This window comes from Pseudomonas sp. 32_A (genome assembly GCF_017490905.1).
Lineage (GTDB): Bacteria > Pseudomonadota > Gammaproteobacteria > Pseudomonadales > Pseudomonadaceae > Aquipseudomonas > Aquipseudomonas inefficax.
Window position 1 is genome coordinate 25642 of sequence record NZ_JAFGYI010000018.1, and the last position, 22511, is coordinate 48152.

Genomic DNA, 22511 nt, shown 5'->3' on the forward strand with positions numbered 1-22511 from the left:
GGCATGCAGCCTCCTGGCGCATGCGGGCACGTGTGGTGAATTGCACGGGGTGCAAGCACCGGACACTAACGAGGCAAGGGTTCCGGGTCGCTAGTCCGGCTTCCGAAAAATGTGTAGGAAAGTTCGACTCGTGACGTTACAGGGTGTTGGGGATGTAATAAGTGGTCACAGGCCGGTCTTTGAACCAAGCGATGTGATGGATGGCACCGGCTGCGCCGGTGTTCGCGGGTGAACCCGCTCCCACATCGACCGTATCGGTTTCAAGGTTTTAGGTAAGGCAGTCGCTCTTCATGCATGGCGCATGCCCAGCGCAAACAGCCGCCATGGAGGTAGAATCCCCCCTGGACAAACGATTCAGAGGTCGACGCGGTGGAGTTGCAGCAGGGCTTTGTCCTGACCCGACATTGGCATGACACGCCCGAAGGCACCTGCGTGGAATTCTGGCTGGCCACCGACCAGGGGCCACGACAACTGCGCCTGGCGCCACAGGTATCGGTGGCATTCATCCCCCAGGCGCAGAAAGCACATGCGCGGGTGCTGCTGGCCAACGAAGCCGGTGTCGAGTTGCGGCCGCTGCAGCTGAAGGACTTTGACCAGCGCCCGGTGCTGGGCCTGTACTGCCGCCAGCACCGGCAACTGATGCAGTTGGAGCAACGCCTGCGCACGGCCGGTATCGAGGTGTTCGAAGCCGATATTCGCCCGCCAGAGCGCTACCTGATGGAGCGCTTCATCACCGCCCCGGTGCAGTTCACCGGCCAACCGGATGCCCAAGGCGTGTTCTGCGATGCCCAGCTCAAGCCCCTGCCGGGTTATCGCCCGCCGCTGCGCCTGGTGTCGCTGGACATCGAGACCAGCGAGCGGGGCGAGCTGTACAGCATTGCCCTGGAAGGCTGTGGCCAGCGCCAGGTGTACATGCTCGGGCCGGCCAACGGCACGGCTGATGACCTCGACTTCGACCTGCACTACTGCGCCGACCGCGCCGACATACTGGCCTGCCTCAACCAGTGGATGGCCGAGCACGACCCGGATGCAATCATCGGCTGGAACCTGATCCAGTTCGACCTGCGCCTGCTGCATGAGCACGCCAAGCTGCTGCAGGTACCGCTGGCATTGGGGCGCAACGGCGCGCCGATGACCTTGCGCAGCCATGCCGGTGGTGGCCACGTGTTCGCTGATGCCCCGGGGCGGCTGCTGATCGACGGCATCGAGGCGCTGCGCTCGGCGACCTGGAGCTTCCCGTCGTTCAGCCTTGAAAGTGTCGCCCAGACCTTGCTCGGTGAAGGCAAGGCCATCGACACGCCGTACCAGCGCATGGATGAAATCAACCGCCGCTTCGCCGAGGACAAGCCGGCTTTGGCGCGCTACAACCTCAAGGATTGCGAGCTGGTGACGCGCATCTTCGCCCACACCCGCCTGCTCGAATTCCTGCTGGAGCGGTCTTCGGTCACCGGCCTTGCGGTGGACCGCAGCGGTGGTTCGGTGGCCGCGTTCTGCCACTTGTACATCCCGCAGATGCACCGCCTGGGCTTCGTCGCCCCCAACCTCGGCAGCCGCCCCGACGAGGCCAGCCCCGGTGGCTTCGTCATGGATTCACGCCCGGGCCTGTACGACTCGGTGCTGGTGCTGGATTACAAGAGCCTGTACCCGTCGATCATTCGCACCTTCCTGATCGACCCGGTGGGGCTGGTCGAAGGCTTGCGCCTGCCCGACGATGAACACTCGGTGGAAGGCTTCCGGGGCGGGCGTTTTTCCCGTAGCGAGCATTGCCTGCCGGCCATTGTCGAGCGGGTATGGCAGGGCCGGGAAGCAGCCAAGCGCGAGGGCAACGCGCCGCTGTCGCAGGCGCTGAAGATCATCATGAATGCCTTCTACGGAGTGTTGGGTTCGAGCGGCTGCCGCTTCTTCGACCCGCGCCTGGCTTCGTCGATCACCATGCGCGGCCACCAGATCATGCGCCAGACCCGTGCACTGATCGAAGCCAGGGGCTACGAGGTGATCTACGGCGATACCGACTCCACCTTCGTCTGGCTCAAGGGCGCCCACGGCGAGGAGGCTGCAGCACGCATTGGCCGCGAGCTGGTGGCGCAAGTCAATCAGTGGTGGCGCGAACACCTGCGCGAGCAGATGAACCTGGAAAGCGCGCTGGAGCTGCAGTTCGAGGTGCATTACCGGCGCTTCCTGATGCCAACCATCCGCGGTACGGACGAAGGCAGCAAGAAGCGCTATGCCGGGCTGGTGCAGCGGGCCGATGGCAGCGAGCAGATGGTCTACAAGGGCCTGGAGTCGGTGCGTACCGACTGGTCGCCGCTGGCCCGGCAGTTCCAGCAAGCGCTGTACGCGCGGATCTTCCGTGGTGAGCCGTACCGCGACTACGTGCGTGACTACGTGCGGCAGACGCTGGCCGGTGAACTGGACGCGTTGCTGGTGTACCGCAAGCGCCTGCGCCGGCCGCTGGCCGACTATCAACGCAACGTGCCCCCCCATGTGCGCGCTGCGCGCCTGGCAGATGACTACAACAGCCGCCTGGGCCGGCCAAAGCAGTACCAGCGCGGCGGCTGGATCAGCTACCTGATGACCACCGCGGGGCCCGAGCCGCTGGAGAACCCACAGGCGCCCATCGATTACGATCATTACCTGAGCCGCCAGCTGCAGCCGGTGGCCGATGCCATCCTGCCGTTCGTGGGGGATGATTTCGCTGCGCTGACCGATCGCCAGCTCCTGTTGTTCTGACGCGGTGGTACCTGGCTAACACTCGCTGGCCAGTGGCAGCTACTAGTTTCGCACCTCCTTTTACCCTGGAGGCGCGACATGCAGAACCGTCTGAATCCGACCCGAGCATTACCCACCACCCTGGACCTGGAGCGAGGCTTTCAGGACGGCATCCTTGCCCGCCGCTTGCCGGCCTGGCTGAGCGGGGTGCGCCTGGCAAGCCCCGACAGGGCGTCGCAGTCGCATTTTTCGGTCACAGCAGAACAACTGACGACGCTGCTGCAGGCCCTGCAAGACAGTTTCGACTGCCGCCAGCGCCTGCAGCGCCAACTGGCGCCGCTGCAAGGCATTCACGCGTTCTGCAAACCGCTGCTGCAGCGGGCGTTGCAGGAGAAACTGCATTCCCTGCACGACCCGGATACGTTGTTCTACCGCCACACCTACTTCACCGTTTCGCCTGATCCCGAACTGGCCACAGGCCACTTGGCGCAACAGGAAGAGAATCACTACGACATCGCACTTGTCGACGCTGCACTGGCCAATTTCACCGAGGATGAAGCGAGACCGGGCAACCTGCCGCGTAGCGACTGCCTGGTGGATGCGGCGGGTTTGATGGTGCCGGGGGTGAGCGCGCCGGCGTTGGCCAAGATGTGCCGCCAACTGGACCTGGGGGGGCGTTACCAAGAGCACCTGGATACCGTTCTGTACCCGCCCGCCAAGGGGGCCGAGGGCCTGCAAGCCACGCTCAAGGCGCAGCTGGTGTCGAACATGCAGGTAGATGCCTTCAAGGCAATGACCGAGGCGGCCCTGACCCGTGCAGAACTGGCTCTGATCCTGGGGTTGTGCAACAGCGGCGCACCTGGCAGGTTCGAGGGCGACCCAGTCGCCGCCAGGCGTCTGCAAGCCTTTGGGTGCACGCTGGAGCAGGTCATCGTGCTGCATGTCACCCGCACGACACTGGGTTTTACCAGCACCAGACGCGTGCTGGTGTACCTGCCCGGCGACCCGGTCAGCCCCTGGTGTGCCGCGCCAGATCTCGACACGTTTATTCGCAGGACCTTGGGCAAACGCCTTGCCGACCCTCAGTACCAGCGTTTCTTCAGGCGTTTCGTGCGCCTGCGGGATCAGGCCGGTTTTTTTACCCGGGTTACCGACGAACTTGCGGATGTGACCGAAGCAGTTTCGCGGGATATGGAGCAGCACCTGGCTGATTGTAATTTGCCCTTGTTCGACCATCAGGCACAGGCGCGTATCGATGTGATCAAGGATGACGCGGCGTTCATCGCGGTACCGGTGCGCATGATCGACAGCGGCGTTCAACAGGCACAGCGTGAACGTCTGGTGGCCAGTGCCTGGGCTGGGGCAGGGGTAGTGGGGGTGTTCGTGCCGGCCATTGGTGCGGTGATGGTGGCTGCCATGGCTTGGGACATGCTCAAAAACGCATTCCATGCAGTGGAAAGCTGGCGAGAGGACGATACCCGTGCTGCGGTCGAGCACCTGTTGAACATCGCCAGGACGCTCATCACGGTGGGTATCACCTCCGTGCTGGCCGGCGCGGTGATGCGTAAGACCGACCTGGTCGAGCAACTGGTCACGGCGCGGCTCGAGGATGGCAGCGAAAAGCTCTGGCGCTTCGACCTGGCCCCTTTTCGCACCGAGCCGCCAGCGCTGCAAGCTCAGCCCGATGACGAGGGTGTGTATCGCCTGGGTGAGCGTCGCTGGGTGAACATCCAGGGCTACTTCTACGAAGTGGTACAAGGCGACGACGATCAATGGCGCATGCTGCCCAGGCAAGGGCACGGGCCCCAGTTGCGCCACAACGGCGCCGGTGCCTGGCGGGTATGGTGCGAGCAGCCGGTGGAGTGGGATGACACGCACGCCATGTTCCGGCGGCTGGGCGGTGAGTTTCAGCAACTGGAAGGCGACCAGATCGATCACGTGCTGGCCATTCATGGGATGGAACCGGACGACTTGCGCGGCTTGCATGTCTGCGGGCAGGCGGCGGATGCCTGCCTGGTGGACACCGTCAGCCGGGTCAGGCTGGCGAATCGCATCAAGGTATTGGTCAGCCAGCTGCGCGCAGGCGGGGCGGTGACCGATACGGCACTGCTTGCCCGGGCACAGCGCTGGCAGGATACAGAGGGTGTGGCGAATGACGAGCTGGCCGATTACCTGTGGAACCGTCGCCGTTCGTTGCTGGGGCAGTTGTACTACGAACAGTACCCGGTGACCGGCGATACGCAGGCGTTACAGCGCGATTTTGCCAGCCTGCACCGGCTGGCAGCGGAACACCTGCTGGCTACGGCAAGCCCGGACGACCTGTGGATCTCGGCTGCGGCACTAGTCAAACGTATTCGCTGCATACGTGTACACGAAGCCTTGGTGTTCGATACGCCGCAAACCCTGGACCTTGCGCGCTTCGCCCTGGGCATGCTAGACCGCATGCCTGGCGTGGACATCGGTCCGCACTGGCAATTGTTCGACGGTGACGCCGGTACGCCACTGCTCGGCACCCATGGGGGCGGGCGGCAGTTGCAGCTCAGGTTCCGGGACGGCCTGTTCCATCTCAGCGATGACCAGGGGCCGTTGGGCGCAGCGGGGGAGTTGTTCCAGCAGATAGCCAGCGGCTATACCCGTGAGCAGCGCGCGGCACTGGCCATTGGCAAACCGTTCGCCTTGCAGCTACGCAGCGAGCTGGCGCGGCGGGTGGCGCAACAGCGGGAAGTGATCGCCGAAGTGCTAGGCATCAGGCCCTCGAACGGCGCTGTGTTCTTGCCGCAACGCCTGGCCAACGGCCGCATCGGCTACCCGTTGAGTGGCTGGCGCCAGTGCCTGGGCCTGGACCGGGCTGTGGTCAGGAACCTGGCCGCCGAGCTGCGTGACCTCTACCCGGGCTTCGACGATGACGAAGTCGAGCACTGGCTGGAACGGTTGCGGGCGTCGCAACGTGACCCCGCCACGGAGCTGGCCGAGTTGAAACAACAGCTGGGCACGTTGCGTCAGACCCTGAAGGGCTGGCAGGTGGGTACGGTCAAAGCCTGGGCCTGGAAGGCGCGTCGCGAGTTCGCTCGAGGCCTCGTTGACTGTTGGCGCTACCTGGTGCCCAGACAGCTGGGGGCTGTCGAGGCAGACCGGGGCTATTTGCTGAGTTGCTACAGCAGTGACCTGGATGCGCTTCCGGCTATCCCGGCGACGGTCAGCTTCGCGCATGTGTCGGACCTGGCATTACGGTCACTGCAGATAAACACCGTGCCGGATACGTTTCTGCACGCCTTCTCCACGTTGAGAACGCTGAATATCACCAATTGCCGACTGCGTACGCTGGCGTTGACCCAGGCCATGGCTGAGCGCCTGCAGGTGCTGGACCTGTCGAACAACCAGATCGGGCCCGAGGGCGGCATGCCGGCCCTGCTGCAGGCCTGTCGCTCGCTGGTTTACCTCAACCTGTCCCACAACCCGTTGCGCACTGCGCTGTCAGTGGCAGGCCTGCCCCGGCTCAATGCCCTGATGCTGCGGGGGACGCAGTTGACACAGATGCCTGCCGGGGTCGTGGAAGCGCCGCACCTTCATACGTTGGACGTGAGCCACAATGCGATCCGCACCTTGCCCTACGGGTTCTATCGCTCGTACTTGTGGCACGCGGGGCGGGTCCGGCTGGCGGGCAACCCGTTGCTGCTTGACCAAGATAGCTGGAATGAGGTGCTCGAAGACCAGGTGCCGACGATGCTGCGCTGGGTCGACCTGGTGTCCCCCGCTAAACGAGATCGCATGGCCGATATCTGGGGCAAGCTCAATGGCCAGGAGGCGTCGAGAGACTTCTTTCACCTGCTGCAGCGCTTGACCAGTTCGGCCGATTTCCAGCAGGAATTCCTGGCCCGCTACCTGGCACTCAGGGTGCTGCGCATGCTGGTGTCCATGAGCGAACAACCACTGTTGCGCACGGAACTGTACGCGCATGCGCTGACCGAGCACTGCCAGGACAATGCAACATTGCGCTTCAGCGACCTGGAAGTACGTGTGCGCAAATGGAAAGCACTACACGGCAGCGTGGGCGAAGACCCGGAGCGGGCGCTGTTGCATCTGGGCGGGCAATGCTGGCGACTGGATACCCTCGACCAGGTAGGCGGCCTGCACGCCGTGCGTGCCGGCCGGCCTGATGAGTCACTGGAGTTCGCACTGGCCTACCGGCTGGCGCTGGCCGACGACCTGGACCTGCCTGTCGAGCACGACGAAATGCTCAACCCCGGCGTTGCCAACCTGTCGCGGCAGGATATCGACGCCGCCGCGCAGCTGGTGCGGGTTGCCCAGTCCAGGGACGCGCTGGTCGATTATCTATCGACCACACCGTTCTGGAAGGAGCACCTGGCACGCGCCTTCGCTACGCGCCTGAGTACGCCGCACTTCTTTCATGCCGAACTGGAAGGGCTGGTCGAGCGCGACGCAGCGCAAGCGGACATCGACCGGCTTCAGGATCGCGTGCAACAGTGGGAACTCAATGTGACCAAGCAACTGACACGGGAGGCAATGGGCCGCCACCTGGCGGTTGTGATGATACCGGTGGCTGCGCCCAGGTAGCATTACCTGACCTGACCTGACCTGACCTGACCTGACCTGACCTGGCAGCTGCAGCCGGTGGCCGATGGCATCCTGCCGTTCGTTGGCGACAGTTTCGAAGGGGTGACCGGCCAGCAGCTGGCGCTGTTCTGAAGGGGTGGTAGCTATCTAGCTAATCGCTTGCCGAGCCTGCGTCTAATGTCGGGCCTTTGGATCAGCCCGAGGCGCAACAACGTGACTACACCCCGCCAGGAACTACCGCCAACTGCCGATACGCTGGCCATGGAGCAGGCTTATCAGGACAGCCTCATCGTCAAGCGGCTGCCCAGATGGATTCTCCGGCTGCGTATCGTATCGCCGACCGAGCAGAACATACCGGTCAACGGTTTGTATGAATCACAGCATGCTGCATTGCGCGATGCGTTGAAAGACAGCCTGGCCTGTCGACAGTGGCTGGCAAAGGAGCTTGCGCGAATCGAGGGTATCGACCATTTCGTCAAGCCGTTGCTTCAACGTGCCATGCAAAAAGAATTCGGCATCCGGGAAAATGTAGATGGCATGTTTTTCAGGCGTTGGTACACCTACACAGCTCCAAGCCAGGGCACTGTGTGGGGGCGCTACCCGGTAGCGGACAAGGACTATTTCGAAGTGCCGTTGATCGAGGCGGCACTGGACAACTTCACGCCCGGCGAGGGGCGAAACGAACAGCACAAGGACAACTGCATCGTCGACAGCCTGTCGCAACGGCTCACCTCACCAACCGCACCTGCCTTCGCACGCGTGTGCCGTCAGCTGGATCTGGGCAGGCGCTATCAAGAGCATCTGGACACCGTGCTCAAAGCACCGAGCACCCAGGCGCGCGGCTGGCGCAGCATGGCTTCGACGCTTGCCCAACTGTACAGCTCGGTCATGTTGATCGATGCGTGCAAGGCCAAAAGCGATGGAATACTGAGTGCCGCCGAACTGGACCTGGTGCTGGACCTGTGCAAGAACGGACGGCTCGGCACGTTCTACGAATCGAAAGTGGTGGCCCGGCAACTCAAGGCGTTCGGCTGTGATTTGCAACAGATCGTGATACTGGAGGTACTTCACGAAGGTTGGCTGTTCAACGCCAGCCGCAAAGTCATTGTCTACATTCCTGATGACCCCAATGGCCCCTGGAGCGTAAGCCCCGATCTGGAAAGCTTCACCCGCAAGGTACTGGGCAAGCGTCTGCGGGATACGCGCTATCAGTCGTTCTTCAGGCGTTTTGTACGACGACGTGACAGCCAGCAGTTCTTCTGCAAGGTTGCCAAGGAACTGGTGGACGTTGCCGATTGGGCAACTCGGGAAATGGACCAGCACATGCAGGACTACCCGCTGCCTTTGTTCGAGCACCTTGCCTCCGCGCGCATTGCTCACATCAAGGATGATGCCGCGCTTATAGCCACGCCCGTGTCAGACCTGGATCGCCAGGCCCAGGAAGCACATCAGCAAAGGTTGGCTGCCGAGGGATGGACATTGGCCATGGTGGCGGGCGTGTTCGTCCCCGCACTCAATACACTGCTGCTGGCGGTAATGATCTGGGACCTGCTGGGCGAGCTGTTCCAGGCGGTGGAAGACTGGCGCGAGGGTGATACCAATGCAGCAATGGACCATTTGCTCAGCGTAACCAAAGACCTGGCCGTGGTTGGTGCCACCGCTGTGATATGGCGGGAAGCTAGTCGGGCCTGGGCCAAATTGGACCGGTGGTTGCCAGCGCGCCTGGAAAACGGGACCCAGAAACTCTGGAATGGAGACCTGCTACCGTTCCGTAGCGCTGCTCCTCCCGCTGGGGCGGTGGCCGACGCCATGGGCATCTACCGTGCACAAGACAGAAGCTGGATGCTCATGGACGGCCGTTACTACGAAATCGTCCAGCGCGCAGATGAAGAGTGGCAACTGGCGCCACGAGGTGGCCATGGACCTTTGTTGCGTCATAATGGCGCCGGTGCCTGGCGGCTTTGGACCGAGCAACCTGCCAGCTGGACAGACAAGCACTGGATGTTCCGCCGCCTGGGTGAGCGTTTCGCTCGCCTGGATGATGAGCAGATTGACCAGGCCATGGCCCTCCATGCCCTGGATACAGATCATCTTCGGGCGTTGCATGTGTACGGCCGGCCGCCTGAGGCCGAGCTGGTCGATACCGTAGAGCGGCTGCTGATCGACCGCCGGCTGCGGGCCCTGCTGAACGAACTGCAGCTTGGGCGAGTGCCAGAGGACGCGCTGTTGCTGGCGGAGGCGCGCGCCTTGTCGGGTGTCACCGAGCTCGACGGGCCAGCATTGGCAGCGCAGGTCTCGACAAGGCGGCGCCAGCTGTTTCAACTGGTGTATGACGGGCAGCAGGAGCCAGACGATGCGGCGGTGGCTACGTTGCGCAGGGCATTCCCGAGCCTGCATCGCCGAGCGGCGCGCGAGCTTGTGGATGGGCTCTCGGCAGAAGGTGCAGAGTTTCAGGAACTGGTCAGCGGCACGGTGCCGTTTCGCCTGGTCGAAAGGGCCAGGCTAAGCGTACTGCGCATACGTGTTGCGCGCGCCTGCGAGGCGCTGTTCATCGATACGCCCCAGACCTTGGACCAGGCCAAGGTCGCACTGACTCTGCTGGAGACTCTGGATGTCGGTAGGGTCAGACCGAGCTGGCGGCTGTACGACGGCGATAGCCCGCGGCCGATAATGACTACCGCTGGCGACAGGCAGAACTACAGGTTGGTGCATTACAACGGGCGGTTCGAACTTGAGGACGCGCTAGGCCTCGAGCTGCGCGGCCCCGGCGAGCTGTTCGAGACCTTGGCGGATGCGTTTGCCCCGGCTGATCATGCGGCACTCGGTATCGATGAGCCCTACGGCCCGGGCTTGAGAGCAGTGTTGGCCCGGCAAATGCCCGGGAACAGCAAGGTTATCGCTCAGGTGTTGGGCAAAAGCCCTCGACAGCCATGGTTGCTGACGCCAATGCGCCTGGAGGATGGCAGGGTCGGCTACCCGCTGGGTGGCGGCCTGGGGCGCGTTGCCCGGCCTGCATCTCGACCCCGGGCGTTTGAGGCGCGTCTGCGTGATCTTTACCCAGCGTACAGTGATGAGCAGATCGAAGCCTGGCTGACCACGTTGCACGCTTCGGGGCGCGATACCGACACTGAGCTCGGTATGCTCGAAGAGCAGGCACGCCGATTGAACGAGCACCTGAAAGACTGGACGCTGAAAGGGGTGCTGGCCGGTGAGCGAACCGAGCGCAAGCGGTTTCGCAAAGCAATCATGCAATGCTGGCGGGAACGGGTGCCCGATCAGGTTACCCCTGAGAATCAACGGCTGTCTGTAACTTGGCACTACAGCGGGCATGACCTGCGCTCATTGCCTGAATTGGGGCCACATTTCACCTTCCCGCATGTTACCGAACTTTCCCTGCGCAGCCTGCTGCTGGAGGAGGTGCCGGAGCGATTCCTGCTTTCATTCCCCAATCTGACGTCTCTGGAACTGAGCTACAACCGGTTGCGACGGCTGCCAGGCAGTCTGACGTTGCTTAATGAACTGCACATACTCGATTTGTCCGGCAATCGCATTTCGCTGGATTTGCCTCAAGCTCAAGTGCTGTCGCTCTGCCGACGGTTACGTTACCTGAATCTTTCGGACAACCGATTGAGCATGACCTTTTCGGTGGCTCAGATGGACCAGTTGGCCGAGCTGCGCTTGCGCAATACAGGGTTGGCATTACTGCCCGAGGGCATCATGGAGTGTGAGAGGCTGTACATGCTCGACGCTTCCAGCAACGTCATCACCTCGTTGCCCCCTGACTTCACCCAGTCCCGGTTGTGGCAGACCGGCTACGTGGCGCTGTCAGACAATCCCGTGTCGGTGCACCAGACTGAAGCGGTGCAGGAGGCCTGGGAAATTCCGGAGACTAGTTCAGTCCCTTACAAGCTGCGTTGGTTGGACCGGCTGGACGGTGAAAAGCGCCAAGATCTGGGTAGCCTGTGGGTCAGCATCGAGCAGATGGATGGGGTGACGAACTTCTTGCAGCTGCTGGCACAGCTCACGCGCTCGAAAGACTTCCTTCATCCTCGATATGGGGAAATGCTGGCTTCACGCGTTTTGGCCTTGATGGAAAAGCTCCTTGATTCACAAGCACTGGCCAATGAAATCTTCGCCAATGCATTGATCGAGAACTGCGCCGACAACGCTACGGTGGTCTTCCAGCAGCTTGAAATCCGCTGTCTTGTGTGGGCTGCCGAGCAGGCTGCCCCTTCTGGTCGCAAGGAGCGAGCATTGGTGAAACTGGCACGGCAGTTGTGGAGGCAAAAGGAGGTTGACTTCATCGCCTTTCGCGACGCTGAGGCCGTAGGTGCGGGCAATGAGTCGATTGAATGGGCGCTGGCCTATTCGATCCGCTTGCGCGAGGACCTGGACCTGCCTGACAACGCGCGGAGCATGCTCCACGCGGGGATCCCGCGCCTTAACGACGTGTCGGTGGCGCGCGTGAGTGATGAGATAAGGCGTAACGAGACAGAGGAAACGGTCGCAGCGTGGATGCTCCAGCAACCGTTCTGGAGAAATTTTCTCGAGAAACGTTACGTATACGAACTGGAAGTGCCGCCAAGGTTTCAGAGCCAGTTGGCAGAGGATGCCAGCGCCGAGGACACCGACAGGTTGATGGCGGAAAGCAGGCAGTGGACCGAGGAGACCGAGCTTCAATTGACCATCAAGGCTCTGCAACGGCCGGCATGACAAGGGCGCGTTGGACTATGCTCAAGCTACAAGTGACAGAGGTACTTTTTCGGCTCGGGAAGGGGAATGATCTCACTTGGTAACCGCCGGTTACTGTTCATTGAACATGGAGGCCTCTGGGTGGTTTACGCTCGCTCGTCGGATCTTTCGCTCTGATCTGTAGTCTTCTGGTTTATCGAGAGAATAAGGAGATACGCATGCTCGTCCGGTCATTGACCCTCGCCACCTTGCTCGCGCTTGTCGGCCCTGTGTTTGCCGCCGACAGTGACGCGCCGCTGGCCAAGGAACTGGGCAAGGCCAGGCCCTTGGTTGTCATTGCGCCCAGCAGCGCCGACCCGACGTTGCGGGGGTTGAACGAGGCCCTCAAGGACCCGGCCACCCAGGCCGCCTTCAAAGAGCGCAATCTGGTGCTCTACAGCGTTGCCAACATGATGGGCAAGCGTGAGGACAAGAACCTCGAGCAGCAGACCACCATGGCCCTGATCCGCGAGTTGAAGCTGGGTGCCAGCAAAGGCACCAAGGTGATCCTGGTGGGCAAGGACGGCGAGCGGCACATGCTCAAGGACGACGAGGAGGGCGGAGCCATCGATCCGCAGGTGATCTTGAAGGCGGTCGATGAACTGCCTGCCAGCGAAAAGGCCGTGACGGCACCCGAGCCTGTGGCTGCCGCGGTACCGGAAGCAAAAGCCAAGGACAGCAAGCCTGCCAAACCCGCCAAGCCGGCCGCGCCACCCAAGCCGCTGGAAGACTGACCCGGCACAACGGCCCCAACGCACCTTGGGGCCGCTGTGTATCCCTCTGTATCTGCCCACGCCGCAGACCCATTCCCATACAAAACTGCATCCCGCGCGATACATCCACGACATACCGCAACGGCCTAATGGCTCCACATTCCAACCACAGTGGAGCGACACCATGACTCAAGTACGAAACACTCTCGGCCTGCTCGGCGCAGCCCTGATCGGCAGCATGGCATTGAGCAGCAGCGCCTTCGCCGTCGAGCCGTTGGCCCAGGGTTCCCAGCTGGCTTCGGCCAAGGTGGCCGGCGAGGGCAAGTGTGGTGAGGGCAAATGTGGTGGCAGCGCCAAGGCCTCCCAAGGCGAAGGCAAATGCGGTGAGGGCAAATGCGGCGCCAGCGCCAAGGCCGGTACCGAAGGCAAGTGTGGCGAGGGCAAGTGTGGTGATGCCTCGTTCGCCAAGACCGACAGCAACCACGACGGCAAGGTCTCGCGCGACGAGTTCCTGGCGGTGGCCAAGGACCGTGCCGGCGACTTCGACAAGATCGACAGCAACCATGATGGCTTCATCTCCGAACAGGAGGCCGCGGATCACCTCAAGGCGATCTACCAGGCCAATGGCAAGGCCATGCCCGAAGGCTTGTTCAGCCACCTGACTGGCAAGTCCTGACCTTCTACCCCATGAACCGCGCAACGCCCCTCCTGCTGGTCAGGCGGGGCGTTGTGCCTGTTGCGGAGAGCTGTTCATGCACCCCACATCTTTATCCTCTGTTCCCTTACAGGCAGGGCTTGGCCTGCGCCGTGGCCTGTTGCCGGAACTGCTGGCCCTGGAACCTGGCACCGTGGACTTTCTCGAATGCGCACCGGAAAACTGGATTGCCGTGGGTGGTGCCTATGGCAAGGGCCTGGCGCAGTTGGCCGAGCGTTTCGCCATTACCTGCCACGGGCTGTCGTTGTCGCTGGGTGGCAGCGAGCCGCTGGACCGCCATTTCCTTGGCCAGACCCGCCAGTTTCTTGATCGCCACCAGGTGCGTCTGTACAGCGAGCACCTGAGCTACTGCAGCGATGACGGGCACCTGTACGACCTGATGCCCATTCCATTCACCGACGAAGCGGTGCGCCATGTGGCTGCGCGGATTCGCCAGGCCCAGGAACACCTGGAGCGGCGTATTGCCGTGGAAAACATCAGCTATTACGCCGCGCCGTACCAGGCGATGAGCGAGCTCGACTTCATCCGTGCGGTACTCGAGGAGGCCGACTGCGACCTGCTGCTGGACGTCAATAACGTCTTCGTCAATGCCTGCAACCACGGTTACGACGCCCGCGAATTCCTTGCCGGCTTGCCCCAGTCGCGGGTGACCGGCATGCACGTGGCTGGCCATTACGATGAAGCGCCGGACCTCAAGGTAGACACCCACGGGGCTGCGGTGAAGGAAGATGTGTGGGCGCTGTACGCGGTCGCCTGTGCGCGCTTCGGTGTGCAACCGACCGTGCTCGAGCGTGATTTCAACTACCCGCCGCTGGCCGAGCTGCTCGCTGAAACGGCGCGCATCCGCACTGCGCAGCGTGCTTCGGGAGGGCATGCAAATGAATGAGACCCTGCGTGAGCAGCAGTACACCTTGGCCCGGCACCTGCGCGACCCACAGCGCCATGCGCCACCGCCGGGTGTGGAAGCCCGGCGCCTGAAGGTTTATCGAGAGTTGTTCTACGGTGCTATCGAAGGTTTGCTGGCCGGCAGTTTCCCAGTGATGCGCCAGGCATTGGGCGAACAGCGCTGGCATGCCCGAGTGCGAGATTTCTATGCCAATTACCGCAGTCAGACACCGTTGTTCACCGAGATTGCCGAAGCGTTCGTCGATTACCTGCAAGGCATCGAGCTGGACGCGCCCTGGCAGCTGGAGCTGGCCCACTATGAGTGGGTCGAGGCGCAGTTGTATCTGAGCGATGCCGAGGACCCGGCCCATGACCCGGCAGGCGACCTGCTGGAAGGGGAGCCGCTGTTGTCGTGCGTGGCGCGGGTGTTGGCCTATCGTTGGCCGGTGGAACGTATCGGGGCGGATTACCAGCCAGCGGTCGCGCCAGCGGCGCCGACCTTGTTGCTGGTTTATCGCGATGGGCAGTTGAAGGTGCGCTTCGCGCGCCTGGCGCCGCTGGCGTACCGGTTGCTGGCACTGGAGCAGGGCAGTGGGCGGGCGCGGTTGGAGGCGCTGGGAGGTGGTGTGGAAGAGGGGTTGGCGTTGCTGGAGGGATTGCGCGAGCAGGGGGTTATCGTCGGTACATGTTGAGTGCGGCACGGGGGGCGCCTTGCGCCCCTATCGCGACACAAGGCCGCTCCTACAGAGGTACGCGATCCCTGTAGCAGCGGCCTTGTGTCGCGATGGCCTGCAAAGCAGCCCCCGGCTATATCACTTGGCGAACCGCCCTCTGAGCCAATGATCCAGGCTCAACCGCCCAGCCCCTTTCAGCAGCAGTGGCAGCAACGCCACCAGGTAGATCAGCGGCAACTTGAAGTTGCCAAAGCCCTGGTCGGTAATCGCATACCCTTGGGCCAGCTCGGCCAGGCTCGACCAGTGCGCCGGCCAATGCACCGCGGCGATCGCCACAACGGTCACCACCATCAGCCCCAATGAGGCCAGCCGGGTACCCAGCCCCAGCAACAGCAGTAACGGCAGGGTCAGCTCCGCCCACATCGACAGCTGCCAGTTCAGCTCTGCAGGCAGCAGGTTGAAGGGGAACGGGAAGTTCGCTTGCAGGTCGGCGAACCAGTTGCTGCCATTGAATTTCTCCCAGCCGGATTCGAAAAATTCCCAGGCCAGGAACAGCCGCAACGGCAGGTCGGCGCTCCAGATACCGAAACGGTCGAAGGTGGTCAGGGTGCGGGTCAAGGTGGTCATGCTGGTTTTCTCTCTTCAGGAAGGGCACGTGCGTTACGGCGTTGCTGGCGGGCCAGCTTGGCGGTGAGCTTGACGGCGATGGCGCTGAACATCAGGGCGAACGCCAGCGGGTACCAGCCCCCCATGGGGATGCGTTTGTAGAACGACAGGCAGAACACCGCGGCCAGTACCCACATGCCGGTGCTGTGCAGGGCCTGCCAGGCGCGGCCACCCAACAGGCGCATGGGGGCCTTGAACGAGGTGATGGTGAGTAGCAGCAGGAACAGGTAGCCAAGGGTGCCGGGCAGGCTGGAAGTGAGCGTGCGGCCGGCCCAGAACAGCTCGGGGAATTGCTGGGCGTAGCGGTAGATCAGTACCCCATGCACGGTGTGGGAAAAGGCGAATGCCAACCCCAGGTAGCGCCGTTCCTGCAGGATGCGGCGGCTGCTGGTGCCTGGCAGCAAGATCACCAGCGACGAGGCCAGGAAGGCCAGCAGGAATAGCGCGAAGGAGCTGCGCGCAGTGGCACGGATTGCGCTGCGCAGGCCGTCCGGATCAGGTTGGCTGGCCAGCACCACGGCGGTCATCGCCAGGGTCAGGCCGGCGAGCGTGGCGAACAGCCTCCAGCCGGAGGGAAGGGTGAGGGGTTTCATCAGGGAGGCTCCCGGGGTGTGGTTATGTAACCGGGAGTGTGTCGGGGTGGGGTATCTGCAGTGTGTCGGCGGTGGTGGGGTTGTGTATCGGATTGTAGAAAGCGCTCAGACGCCGCGTTCCCTGTAGGAGCGGCCTTGTGTCGCGATCGGGCCGCAGAGCGGCCCCGGTAATTTATGCTGCGAAGCTGAAAACCTGGGGCCGCTCTGCGGCCCGATCGCGACACAAGGCCGCTCCTACAAAGGACTGCGAGCCATTCATTTGAGTTCGATCTGCGCGCACAGCCCGCCGCTTGCCCGGTTACTCAGGGTCAGCCGACCGCCCATGGCCTGGATCAGCTGATGGGCAATCGCCAACCCCAGCCCGGTACCGCCGGTGCTGCGGTTGCGTGAGCCTTCCACGCGATAGAACGGCTTGAGCACTTCATCCAGTTCGCCACCGGGTATACCTGGCCCGTTGTCGAGCACGCGGATCACGGTCATGTCACCCTCGCGGCATACTTCCAGTTCGGCAGCGCCGGCAAACTTCAGGGCGTTGTCCACCAGATTCACCAGCACCCGGCGCAGGGCATGCGGGCGGGTTTCCAGCAGGCTGCCGCTGCTGCCATGGCGCTCGACCTGGGCGCCACTGTCCTGATAGTCGAACACCAGGCTGTCGAGGAATGCATCGAGGTTGACCCGGCACGGTGCCTCTGTGCTGGTGTCCATGCTGCGGGCATAGGCCACGCCTTCACGCACCAGGTGTTCCATCTCGCCAAGGTCGCTCCACAGCTTGTCTTTTTCCACCCCTTCGTCCATCACTTCGACACGCAGCTTCATGCGCGTGATCGGCGTTTGCAGGTCGTGGGAAATGGCCGCCAGCAATTGCATGCGTTCCTTGAGATAGGCAGCGATGCGCGCCTGCAGGGCGTTGAAGGCCGCGGCGGCGTAGCGCACCTCGCGCGGGCCGCTTTCATCCAGTTGCACGCCAGGCTTGTCCGGGTCGAGGTTGTCCACCGCGCGGGCCAGGCGGGTCAGCGGGCCGATCGCCAGGCGTACCGCCAGCCAGGTGCACAGCAACAGCACGGCCAACTGGATCAGCAACACCACGGGCAGCCAACGTGCCACAGGGACCGGCGATGGGGTTACGTCGATGGTCAGCGGTGCACCATCGGCCAGTGTCAGGTGTGCCTGGAAGTGCGCATTCGGGCCGGGGATTTCCTGGAAGGACAGGCGATAGTCGGCACCAATGGCCTTGACGATCGAGTCGGCGGCCATGGGCGGGTCGCTGGTCGGCATGGCTTCGCCCGCCAGGCCCTGGTCCAGCCGGTAGCGGTAGGTACGCCGCTCCAGGCGCGGCAACCAGGCGGCGCGTTCGGCCGCGGGCAGGCGATCGAGGATGGCCACCGAGGTGGCCACGTCCTGCTCCAGGGTGCTGAGCATCATCGAGCGGCTGCTGATGTAGCGTTCGTAGGCCTGCAGGCCGAACGACAGGCCGTAGGCCAGCACCAGGCCCGTGAAGAAGATCAGTGCCAGGCGCGAGGCCAGGGTACGTGGCCACTTCATGATGGCGACTCGAGCAGTTGCACCGGCAGCGAGAATACGTAGCCCTCGCTGCGCACGGTCTTGATGCAGCTGGGCTCGCGGGCGTCGTCACCCAGGCGCTGGCGCAGGCGGCTGACCAGCAGGTCGATGGAACGGTCGAAAATGTCGGCTTCGCGGCCCTGGGTCAGGTTGAGCAACTGCTCACGGCTGAGTACCCGCTGCGGGTGGTCGAGAAACACCCGTAGCAGGCGGTATTCGGCACCACTCAGGGCTACCAGGGTGCCTTCGCTGTCGAGCAGGTGGCGCGCGGTGGTGTCCAGCCGCCACTGGCCGAAGCCGAGCAGGCGGCTGCTTTCGCTGATGGTCAGGTTGGGCGGCAGCATGCGCGTGCGGCGCAGCACGGCGTTGATACGGGCCAGCAGTTCGCGGGCCGAGAACGGCTTGGTCAGGTAATCGTCGGCGCCCATTTCCAGGCCGATGATACGGTCGGTTTCGTCGTTGCGGGCGGTCAGCATCAGCACCGGGGTATTGCGGTGCTTGCCGGCGCGCAGCTCGCGGCACAACAGCAGGCCATCGTCGCCGGGCATCATGATGTCGAGGACGATCAGGTCCACGCTGTTGGCTTCGAGAAAGGCGCGCATCTGCCGACCGTCGGCGACGATGCTGGTGCGCAGGCCGTTCTTCTTCAGGTAGTTGCCGACTAGTTCGCGGATTTCGCGGTCGTCGTCGACGATCAGAATGTGATCGACATGTTCCATGCGCTGCGTTCCTGTGCAAAAGGGATGGGCGCAGTGTACCGAGCGCGTTCGCGCTTGCCTGCGGGGCTTTGTATTGCAGTGTATCTCGCCTGTGTACAGACACAGGAGGAAGCACATCACAGCTTCGGGCGACACATGCGGGATACCTGGCCGGCGTGAAATGGCTCTCGACCGGGGAGCACGACTCCCCACCCTCAAGCGTTACACAGGAGAGATGCCATGAACTTCAAAACCTTCGCCCGTGCCAGTCTGTTCGCCGTGCTCAGCATCGGCGCCATTGCCGCCCAGGCCTCCACCATGCCGATGGACGACACCGGGGTCATGCAGTACCGCTACGGTGATCACCTGGACGTGAAGAAAGTGCTGTCGATACAGGATGACCAGAGCGACGCCTGCGGCCTGGTGAATACCCGCATGGACTACCTCGACTCCAAGGGCCAGCAGCAGAGCGTGCAGTATCGTACCTACGCCACCGGCGGTTGCCATGAAAATTGATCGCCGCTTGTTGGTTGGCGGAATTGCGGTGGTGCTGGCCGGCCTGGGCCTGGCCGGGCACCTGATGGCCCGCGACAGCTACGGTGCCATGCCGTCGCTGTCGGGCGCCAGCCAGTGGCTGAACTCGGCGCCGCTGGATGGCCCCGGGCTCAAGGGCAAGGTGGTGCTGGTGGACTTCTGGACCTGGGACTGCATCAACTGCCGACGCAGCCTGCCGCATGTGAACGAATGGGCGCGGCGCTATGCCGACCAGGGCCTGGTGGTGGTCGGCGTGCACACCCCGGAATACGACTACGAGCACGATGTGGTCACCTTGCGTGACAAGGTGACCAGGCTGGGGATCGGTTACCCGGTGGCGGTGGATAACGACTACAAGGTGTGGAACGCCTGGGGCAACCAGTTCTGGCCGGCACACTACTTTGTCGACCGCAAAGGGCAGGTGCGCCATGTGCACTTTGGCGAAGGGGATTATGGTGGGCAGGAACAGGTTATACAGGCGTTGCTGGATGAGAAAGGGTGAGTGGTCTGTGCCGGCCTCTTCGCGGCGGTTCGACGACTCGATGAACCCGCTCCCACAGGTACTGCACCGCTTGCAAGCTGTGCGATCCCTGTGGGAGCGGGTTCACCCGCGAAGAATCCAACAACGATCTGTCAGGTGAAACTGGCAAAATGCGCCTGCATCCGCGCCGCATCCGCCTGTCGCCCGCTGAACAGTTCGAACGCCTTAACCGCCTGGAACACGGCCATGTTGCTGCCATCCAGGGTGCGGCAGCCCAGTGCCCGGGCGGCGCGCAGCAGTTCGGTCTCCAGCGGGAAGTAGATGATTTCCGCCACCCACAGGCGCGCATGCAGCAGCTCCACCGGCAGCGGCGTGCCCGGCAGCTTGGCCATGCCCACCGGCGTGGTGTTGACCAGCCCGTCCGCCTCGGCCAGGGCCGTGGCCAGGTCGGTGCCGACCACGGCACGCCCGGCACCGAAATGGCCATTCAGGTTGTCCACGAGGGCCTGCGCACGGGCCGCGTCCACTTCGAACAGTACCAGCCGTTCGACCCCTTCACCCAGCAAGGCATGGGCGACGGCCGAGCCTGCACCACCGGCACCCATCTGCACAACCTGGCGCCGTGCCACATCCGGCAGGCCACGGCGCAAGCCTTCGGCAAAGCCCAGGCAGTCGGTGTTGTGGCCAACCCGCTTGCCGTCCTTGAGCACCACGGTGTTCACCGCGCCGATGCCGCGGGCTTCGTCCGACAGTTCGTCGAGCAACGGCAGGATCGCCTGCTTGAACGGGTAGGTGATGTTGAGCCCGGTGAAACCGGTGTGCTGGGCCGCGTCGAGCAAGCCGGGCAGGGCGCTGTCGTCCAGTTGCAGCTGGTCGGCATCGATCAGCCGATACAAGTAGCGCAGCGCCTGGGCATCACCTTCGTGCTCGTGCAGGGCTGGGGTGCGCGAAAGCTGGATGCCGCGGCCGATCAGGCCGGCGAGGATGGCTTGCTGGCTCATGCGCTGTGCTCCTGCAGCATTTCGGCGAAGTGGCTGAGGGCCATGCGGTAGCCATGGCTGCCCAGGCCGCAGATGACCCCGACGGCGATGGACGATACGAACGACAGGTGACGGAACGGTTCGCGCTTGTGCACGTTGGACAGGTGCACTTCGATGACCGGCACTTCGCTGGCTACCAGGGCATCGCGGATGGCCACCGAAGTGTGAGTCCAGGCACCGGGGTTGATCACGATGCCGGCGCAGCGGCCACGGGCGGCATGGATCCAGTCGATCAGTTCGCCCTCATGGTTGGTTTGACGGAACTCGATTTCCAGGCCGTGGGCATGGGCGGTATCGGCACAGCCCTTGGCCAGGTCGGCGAGGGTTTCGTAGCCGTATTGGGCAGGCTCACGGGTGCCCAGCATGTTCAGGTTAGGGCCGTTGAGCACGAGAATAATGGGCTTCATGACGGGCATCGCTTTGTTGTTGTTGGATGCGTTTAGTTTTGTACCGCCTGGTTAGTTTAGTCAATTGGACTAAACCGCTGTACCCGGAAAGTGGGCGATTATCGAACCCTCAACACACCCTCTGTAGGAGCAGCTGAATTACAAAATTGTAATTTTCCCGCCACCGCCCCGATAAGCACGGCTTTCTACAGTCCCTCGCCAAAGCTCGCCGACGAGGACCTGTTTCGTGCCCATCCCCCGCAAGACCGCCTTGCTCTGCCTGTTGCTGGCCGGCGCCGCCAGCGCCCAGGGCAACCAGAGCCTGAGCCTGCCCCAGGCGCTTGATGCCGCCTTTGCCCAGAACCCGGAGCTGGCCGCGGCTGGCCGGGAAATCGGCATTGCCGATGGCGAGCGGCGCCAGGCCGGGTTGATCCCCAACCCGGAACTTTCCTGGGAGGTCGAGGACACCCGCCGTGACACCGGCACCACCACTGTCACTCTCAGCCAACCGCTGGAGCTGGGCGGCAAGCGCGGCGCACGTGTCGCCGTGGCCGGTGCCGGCCAAGCCATTGCCAAGCTGGACCTGGAGCGCCAGCGCAACGGTCTGCGCGCCGATGTGGTGCAGGCCTTCCACGCGGCCCTGCGCGCACAGACCGCGCTGGAGCTGGCGCAGCAATCGCAGGCATTGACCGAGCGTGGACTGCGGGTGGTGCAGGGGCGGGTGACCGCTGGCCAGTCATCGCCCGTTGAGGCCACCCGGGCCCAGGTGCAGCTGGCTCAGGCCCAGGCCGAAGTGCGTCGTGCGCAAACCCAGCGCAGTGTGGCCTACCAGGCCTTGGCATGGTTGACCGGCAGCCCGTTGGCAAGCTTCGACCAGTTGCAGGCAGCCAACCTGTCCCCTGGCGATGCGCCCAGCGCCGACGCCCTGCTCGATCAGGTCGAGCAGACAGTCGAATGGCGCCTGGCTGCTGCCCAGGTCGAGCGCGGCGACGCGACCCTGGGTTCGGAAAAGGCCCTGCGCATTCCCAACCTCACCGTCAGCCTGGGCAGCCAGTACAGCCGCGAAGACCGCGAGCGGGTCAATGTGGTGGGCCTGTCGATGCCCTTGCCGCTGTTCGACCGTAACCAGGGCAACGTGCTGGCCGCGGCCCGCCGCGCCGACCAGGCGCGTGACCTGCGCAACGCCGTGGAGCTGCGCCTGCGCAGTGAAACCCGCAGCGCCGTGAGCCAGTGGGCCACGGCCATGCAGGAAGTGCAGGCCTATGACCGCACCATCCTGCCCTCTGCCCAGCAGGCCGTGGACACCGCCACACGCGGTTTCGAAATGGGCAAGTTCGCCTTTCTCGATGTACTCGACGCCCAGCGCACGCTGATCGAGGCGCGCGGGCTGTACCTCGAGGCACTGGCTTCGGCGACCGACGCGCGGGCGCAGGTCGAGCGGATTTATGGCGACCTCGGTTCACTGTAGGAGCGGCCTTGTGTCGCGATCGGGCCGCAAGGCCGCCCCAACAGGCGATGGCATCAGTGCAGGATTTTGCATTCAACCGCAGG

The 22511-nt window shown here is 63.4% G+C and carries 16 protein-coding genes; 10 read left to right on the top strand and 6 right to left on the bottom strand.

The features are described 5' to 3' along the window. Positions 1–369: 369 nt before the first annotated feature. From J5M58_RS13180 to J5M58_RS13210, 7 genes are all read left to right on the top strand, one after another. On the top strand, positions 370–2730 hold the full coding sequence (locus J5M58_RS13180; RefSeq protein ID WP_112252380.1) for a DNA polymerase II: 2361 nt from the start codon (positions 370–372) through the stop codon (positions 2728–2730). A 78-nt stretch (positions 2731–2808) separates the two neighbouring features. After that, positions 2809–7284 carry an NEL-type E3 ubiquitin ligase domain-containing protein gene (locus J5M58_RS13185; protein WP_207878340.1) on the top strand — a complete coding sequence of 1492 codons (4476 nt, stop codon included), beginning with the start codon at positions 2809–2811 and terminating at the stop codon, positions 7282–7284. Positions 7285–7497: 213 nt separating this feature from the next. Further along, the gene (locus J5M58_RS13190) at positions 7498–11997 is read left to right on the top strand and encodes an NEL-type E3 ubiquitin ligase domain-containing protein (protein WP_252378859.1); all 4500 of its coding nucleotides are present in this window, start codon (positions 7498–7500) and stop codon (positions 11995–11997) included. Between the two features lie 197 nt (positions 11998–12194). Next, complete coding sequence (locus tag J5M58_RS13195; RefSeq protein WP_112252383.1) at positions 12195–12749, top strand: DUF4174 domain-containing protein; 555 nt, start codon at positions 12195–12197, stop codon at positions 12747–12749. A 163-nt stretch (positions 12750–12912) separates the two neighbouring features. Then, positions 12913–13404 carry an EF-hand domain-containing protein gene (locus J5M58_RS13200; protein WP_207878344.1) on the top strand — a complete coding sequence of 164 codons (492 nt, stop codon included), beginning with the start codon at positions 12913–12915 and terminating at the stop codon, positions 13402–13404. Between the two features lie 76 nt (positions 13405–13480). Then, positions 13481–14329, top strand: coding sequence for a DUF692 domain-containing protein (locus J5M58_RS13205; RefSeq protein WP_207878346.1), 849 nt, complete (start codon positions 13481–13483; stop codon positions 14327–14329). Continuing rightward, positions 14322–15020: a DUF2063 domain-containing protein gene (locus J5M58_RS13210; RefSeq protein ID WP_207878352.1), complete on the top strand. Its 699-nt coding sequence runs from the start codon at positions 14322–14324 to the stop codon at positions 15018–15020. Before J5M58_RS13205 ends, J5M58_RS13210 begins: the two co-directional genes overlap by 8 nt. Before the next feature lie 120 nt (positions 15021–15140). On the opposite strand, the gene J5M58_RS13215 is transcribed toward J5M58_RS13210, so the two are convergent. From J5M58_RS13215 to J5M58_RS13230, 4 genes are all read right to left on the bottom strand, one after another. Continuing rightward, entirely contained in the window at positions 15141–15629 is a 489-nt protein-coding gene (locus J5M58_RS13215) for a DoxX family protein (RefSeq protein ID WP_112252387.1), read from the bottom strand. Next, on the bottom strand, positions 15626–16261 hold the full coding sequence (locus tag J5M58_RS13220) for a ferric reductase-like transmembrane domain-containing protein (RefSeq protein ID WP_112252388.1): 636 nt from the start codon (positions 16259–16261) through the stop codon (positions 15626–15628). Before J5M58_RS13220 ends, J5M58_RS13215 begins: the two co-directional genes overlap by 4 nt. A 255-nt stretch (positions 16262–16516) precedes the next feature. Next, on the bottom strand, positions 16517–17803 hold the full coding sequence (locus J5M58_RS13225) for a HAMP domain-containing sensor histidine kinase (RefSeq protein ID WP_112252389.1): 1287 nt from the start codon (positions 17801–17803) through the stop codon (positions 16517–16519). Then, positions 17800–18540 (bottom strand): response regulator, encoded by a 741-nt coding sequence (locus J5M58_RS13230; protein ID WP_003250463.1) that lies wholly within the window; start codon positions 18538–18540, stop codon positions 17800–17802. The genes J5M58_RS13225 and J5M58_RS13230 overlap by 4 nt, the downstream gene beginning before the upstream one ends. A 219-nt stretch (positions 18541–18759) precedes the next feature. Here J5M58_RS13230 and J5M58_RS13235 point away from each other — a divergent pair, with 219 nt between their 5' ends. Both J5M58_RS13235 and J5M58_RS13240 read left to right on the top strand, forming a co-directional pair. Beyond that, a complete protein-coding gene (locus tag J5M58_RS13235; protein WP_112252390.1) occupies positions 18760–19035 on the top strand; it encodes a DUF2790 domain-containing protein in 276 nt (91 codons plus the stop codon). After that, complete coding sequence (locus tag J5M58_RS13240) at positions 19025–19555, top strand: thioredoxin family protein (protein WP_112252391.1); 531 nt, start codon at positions 19025–19027, stop codon at positions 19553–19555. The genes J5M58_RS13235 and J5M58_RS13240 overlap by 11 nt, the downstream gene beginning before the upstream one ends. A 131-nt stretch (positions 19556–19686) precedes the next feature. On the opposite strand, the gene J5M58_RS13245 is transcribed toward J5M58_RS13240, so the two are convergent. After that, entirely contained in the window at positions 19687–20535 is an 849-nt protein-coding gene (locus J5M58_RS13245; protein WP_207878354.1) for a shikimate dehydrogenase, read from the bottom strand. Further along, a complete protein-coding gene (aroQ, locus tag J5M58_RS13250; protein ID WP_112252393.1) occupies positions 20532–20981 on the bottom strand; it encodes a type II 3-dehydroquinate dehydratase in 450 nt (149 codons plus the stop codon). The genes J5M58_RS13245 and aroQ overlap by 4 nt, the downstream gene beginning before the upstream one ends. Before the next feature lie 226 nt (positions 20982–21207). Here aroQ and J5M58_RS13255 point away from each other — a divergent pair, with 226 nt between their 5' ends. Continuing rightward, complete coding sequence (locus J5M58_RS13255; RefSeq protein ID WP_112252394.1) at positions 21208–22428, top strand: TolC family protein; 1221 nt, start codon at positions 21208–21210, stop codon at positions 22426–22428. Positions 22429–22511 lie beyond the last annotated feature (83 nt).

Bases quoted from the DNA above. Each gene is read 5' to 3' on its own strand.
- J5M58_RS13185 (WP_207878340.1), top strand. From the start codon at position 2,809: ATGCAGAACCGTCTGAATCCGACCCGAGCATTACCCACCACCCTGGAC.
- J5M58_RS13195 (WP_112252383.1), top strand. From the start codon at position 12,195: ATGCTCGTCCGGTCATTGACCCTCGCCACCTTGCTCGCGCTTGTCGGC.
- J5M58_RS13200 (WP_207878344.1), top strand. From the start codon at position 12,913: ATGACTCAAGTACGAAACACTCTCGGCCTGCTCGGCGCAGCCCTGATC.
- J5M58_RS13205 (WP_207878346.1), top strand. From the start codon at position 13,481: ATGCACCCCACATCTTTATCCTCTGTTCCCTTACAGGCAGGGCTTGGC.
- J5M58_RS13210 (WP_207878352.1), top strand. From the start codon at position 14,322: ATGAATGAGACCCTGCGTGAGCAGCAGTACACCTTGGCCCGGCACCTG.
- J5M58_RS13215 (WP_112252387.1), bottom strand. From the start codon at position 15,629: ATGACCACCTTGACCCGCACCCTGACCACCTTCGACCGTTTCGGTATC.
- J5M58_RS13220 (WP_112252388.1), bottom strand. From the start codon at position 16,261: ATGAAACCCCTCACCCTTCCCTCCGGCTGGAGGCTGTTCGCCACGCTC.
- J5M58_RS13225 (WP_112252389.1), bottom strand. From the start codon at position 17,803: ATGAAGTGGCCACGTACCCTGGCCTCGCGCCTGGCACTGATCTTCTTC.
- J5M58_RS13230 (WP_003250463.1), bottom strand. From the start codon at position 18,540: ATGGAACATGTCGATCACATTCTGATCGTCGACGACGACCGCGAAATC.
- J5M58_RS13235 (WP_112252390.1), top strand. From the start codon at position 18,760: ATGAACTTCAAAACCTTCGCCCGTGCCAGTCTGTTCGCCGTGCTCAGC.
- J5M58_RS13240 (WP_112252391.1), top strand. From the start codon at position 19,025: ATGAAAATTGATCGCCGCTTGTTGGTTGGCGGAATTGCGGTGGTGCTG.
- J5M58_RS13245 (WP_207878354.1), bottom strand. From the start codon at position 20,535: ATGAGCCAGCAAGCCATCCTCGCCGGCCTGATCGGCCGCGGCATCCAG.
- aroQ (WP_112252393.1), bottom strand. From the start codon at position 20,981: ATGAAGCCCATTATTCTCGTGCTCAACGGCCCTAACCTGAACATGCTG.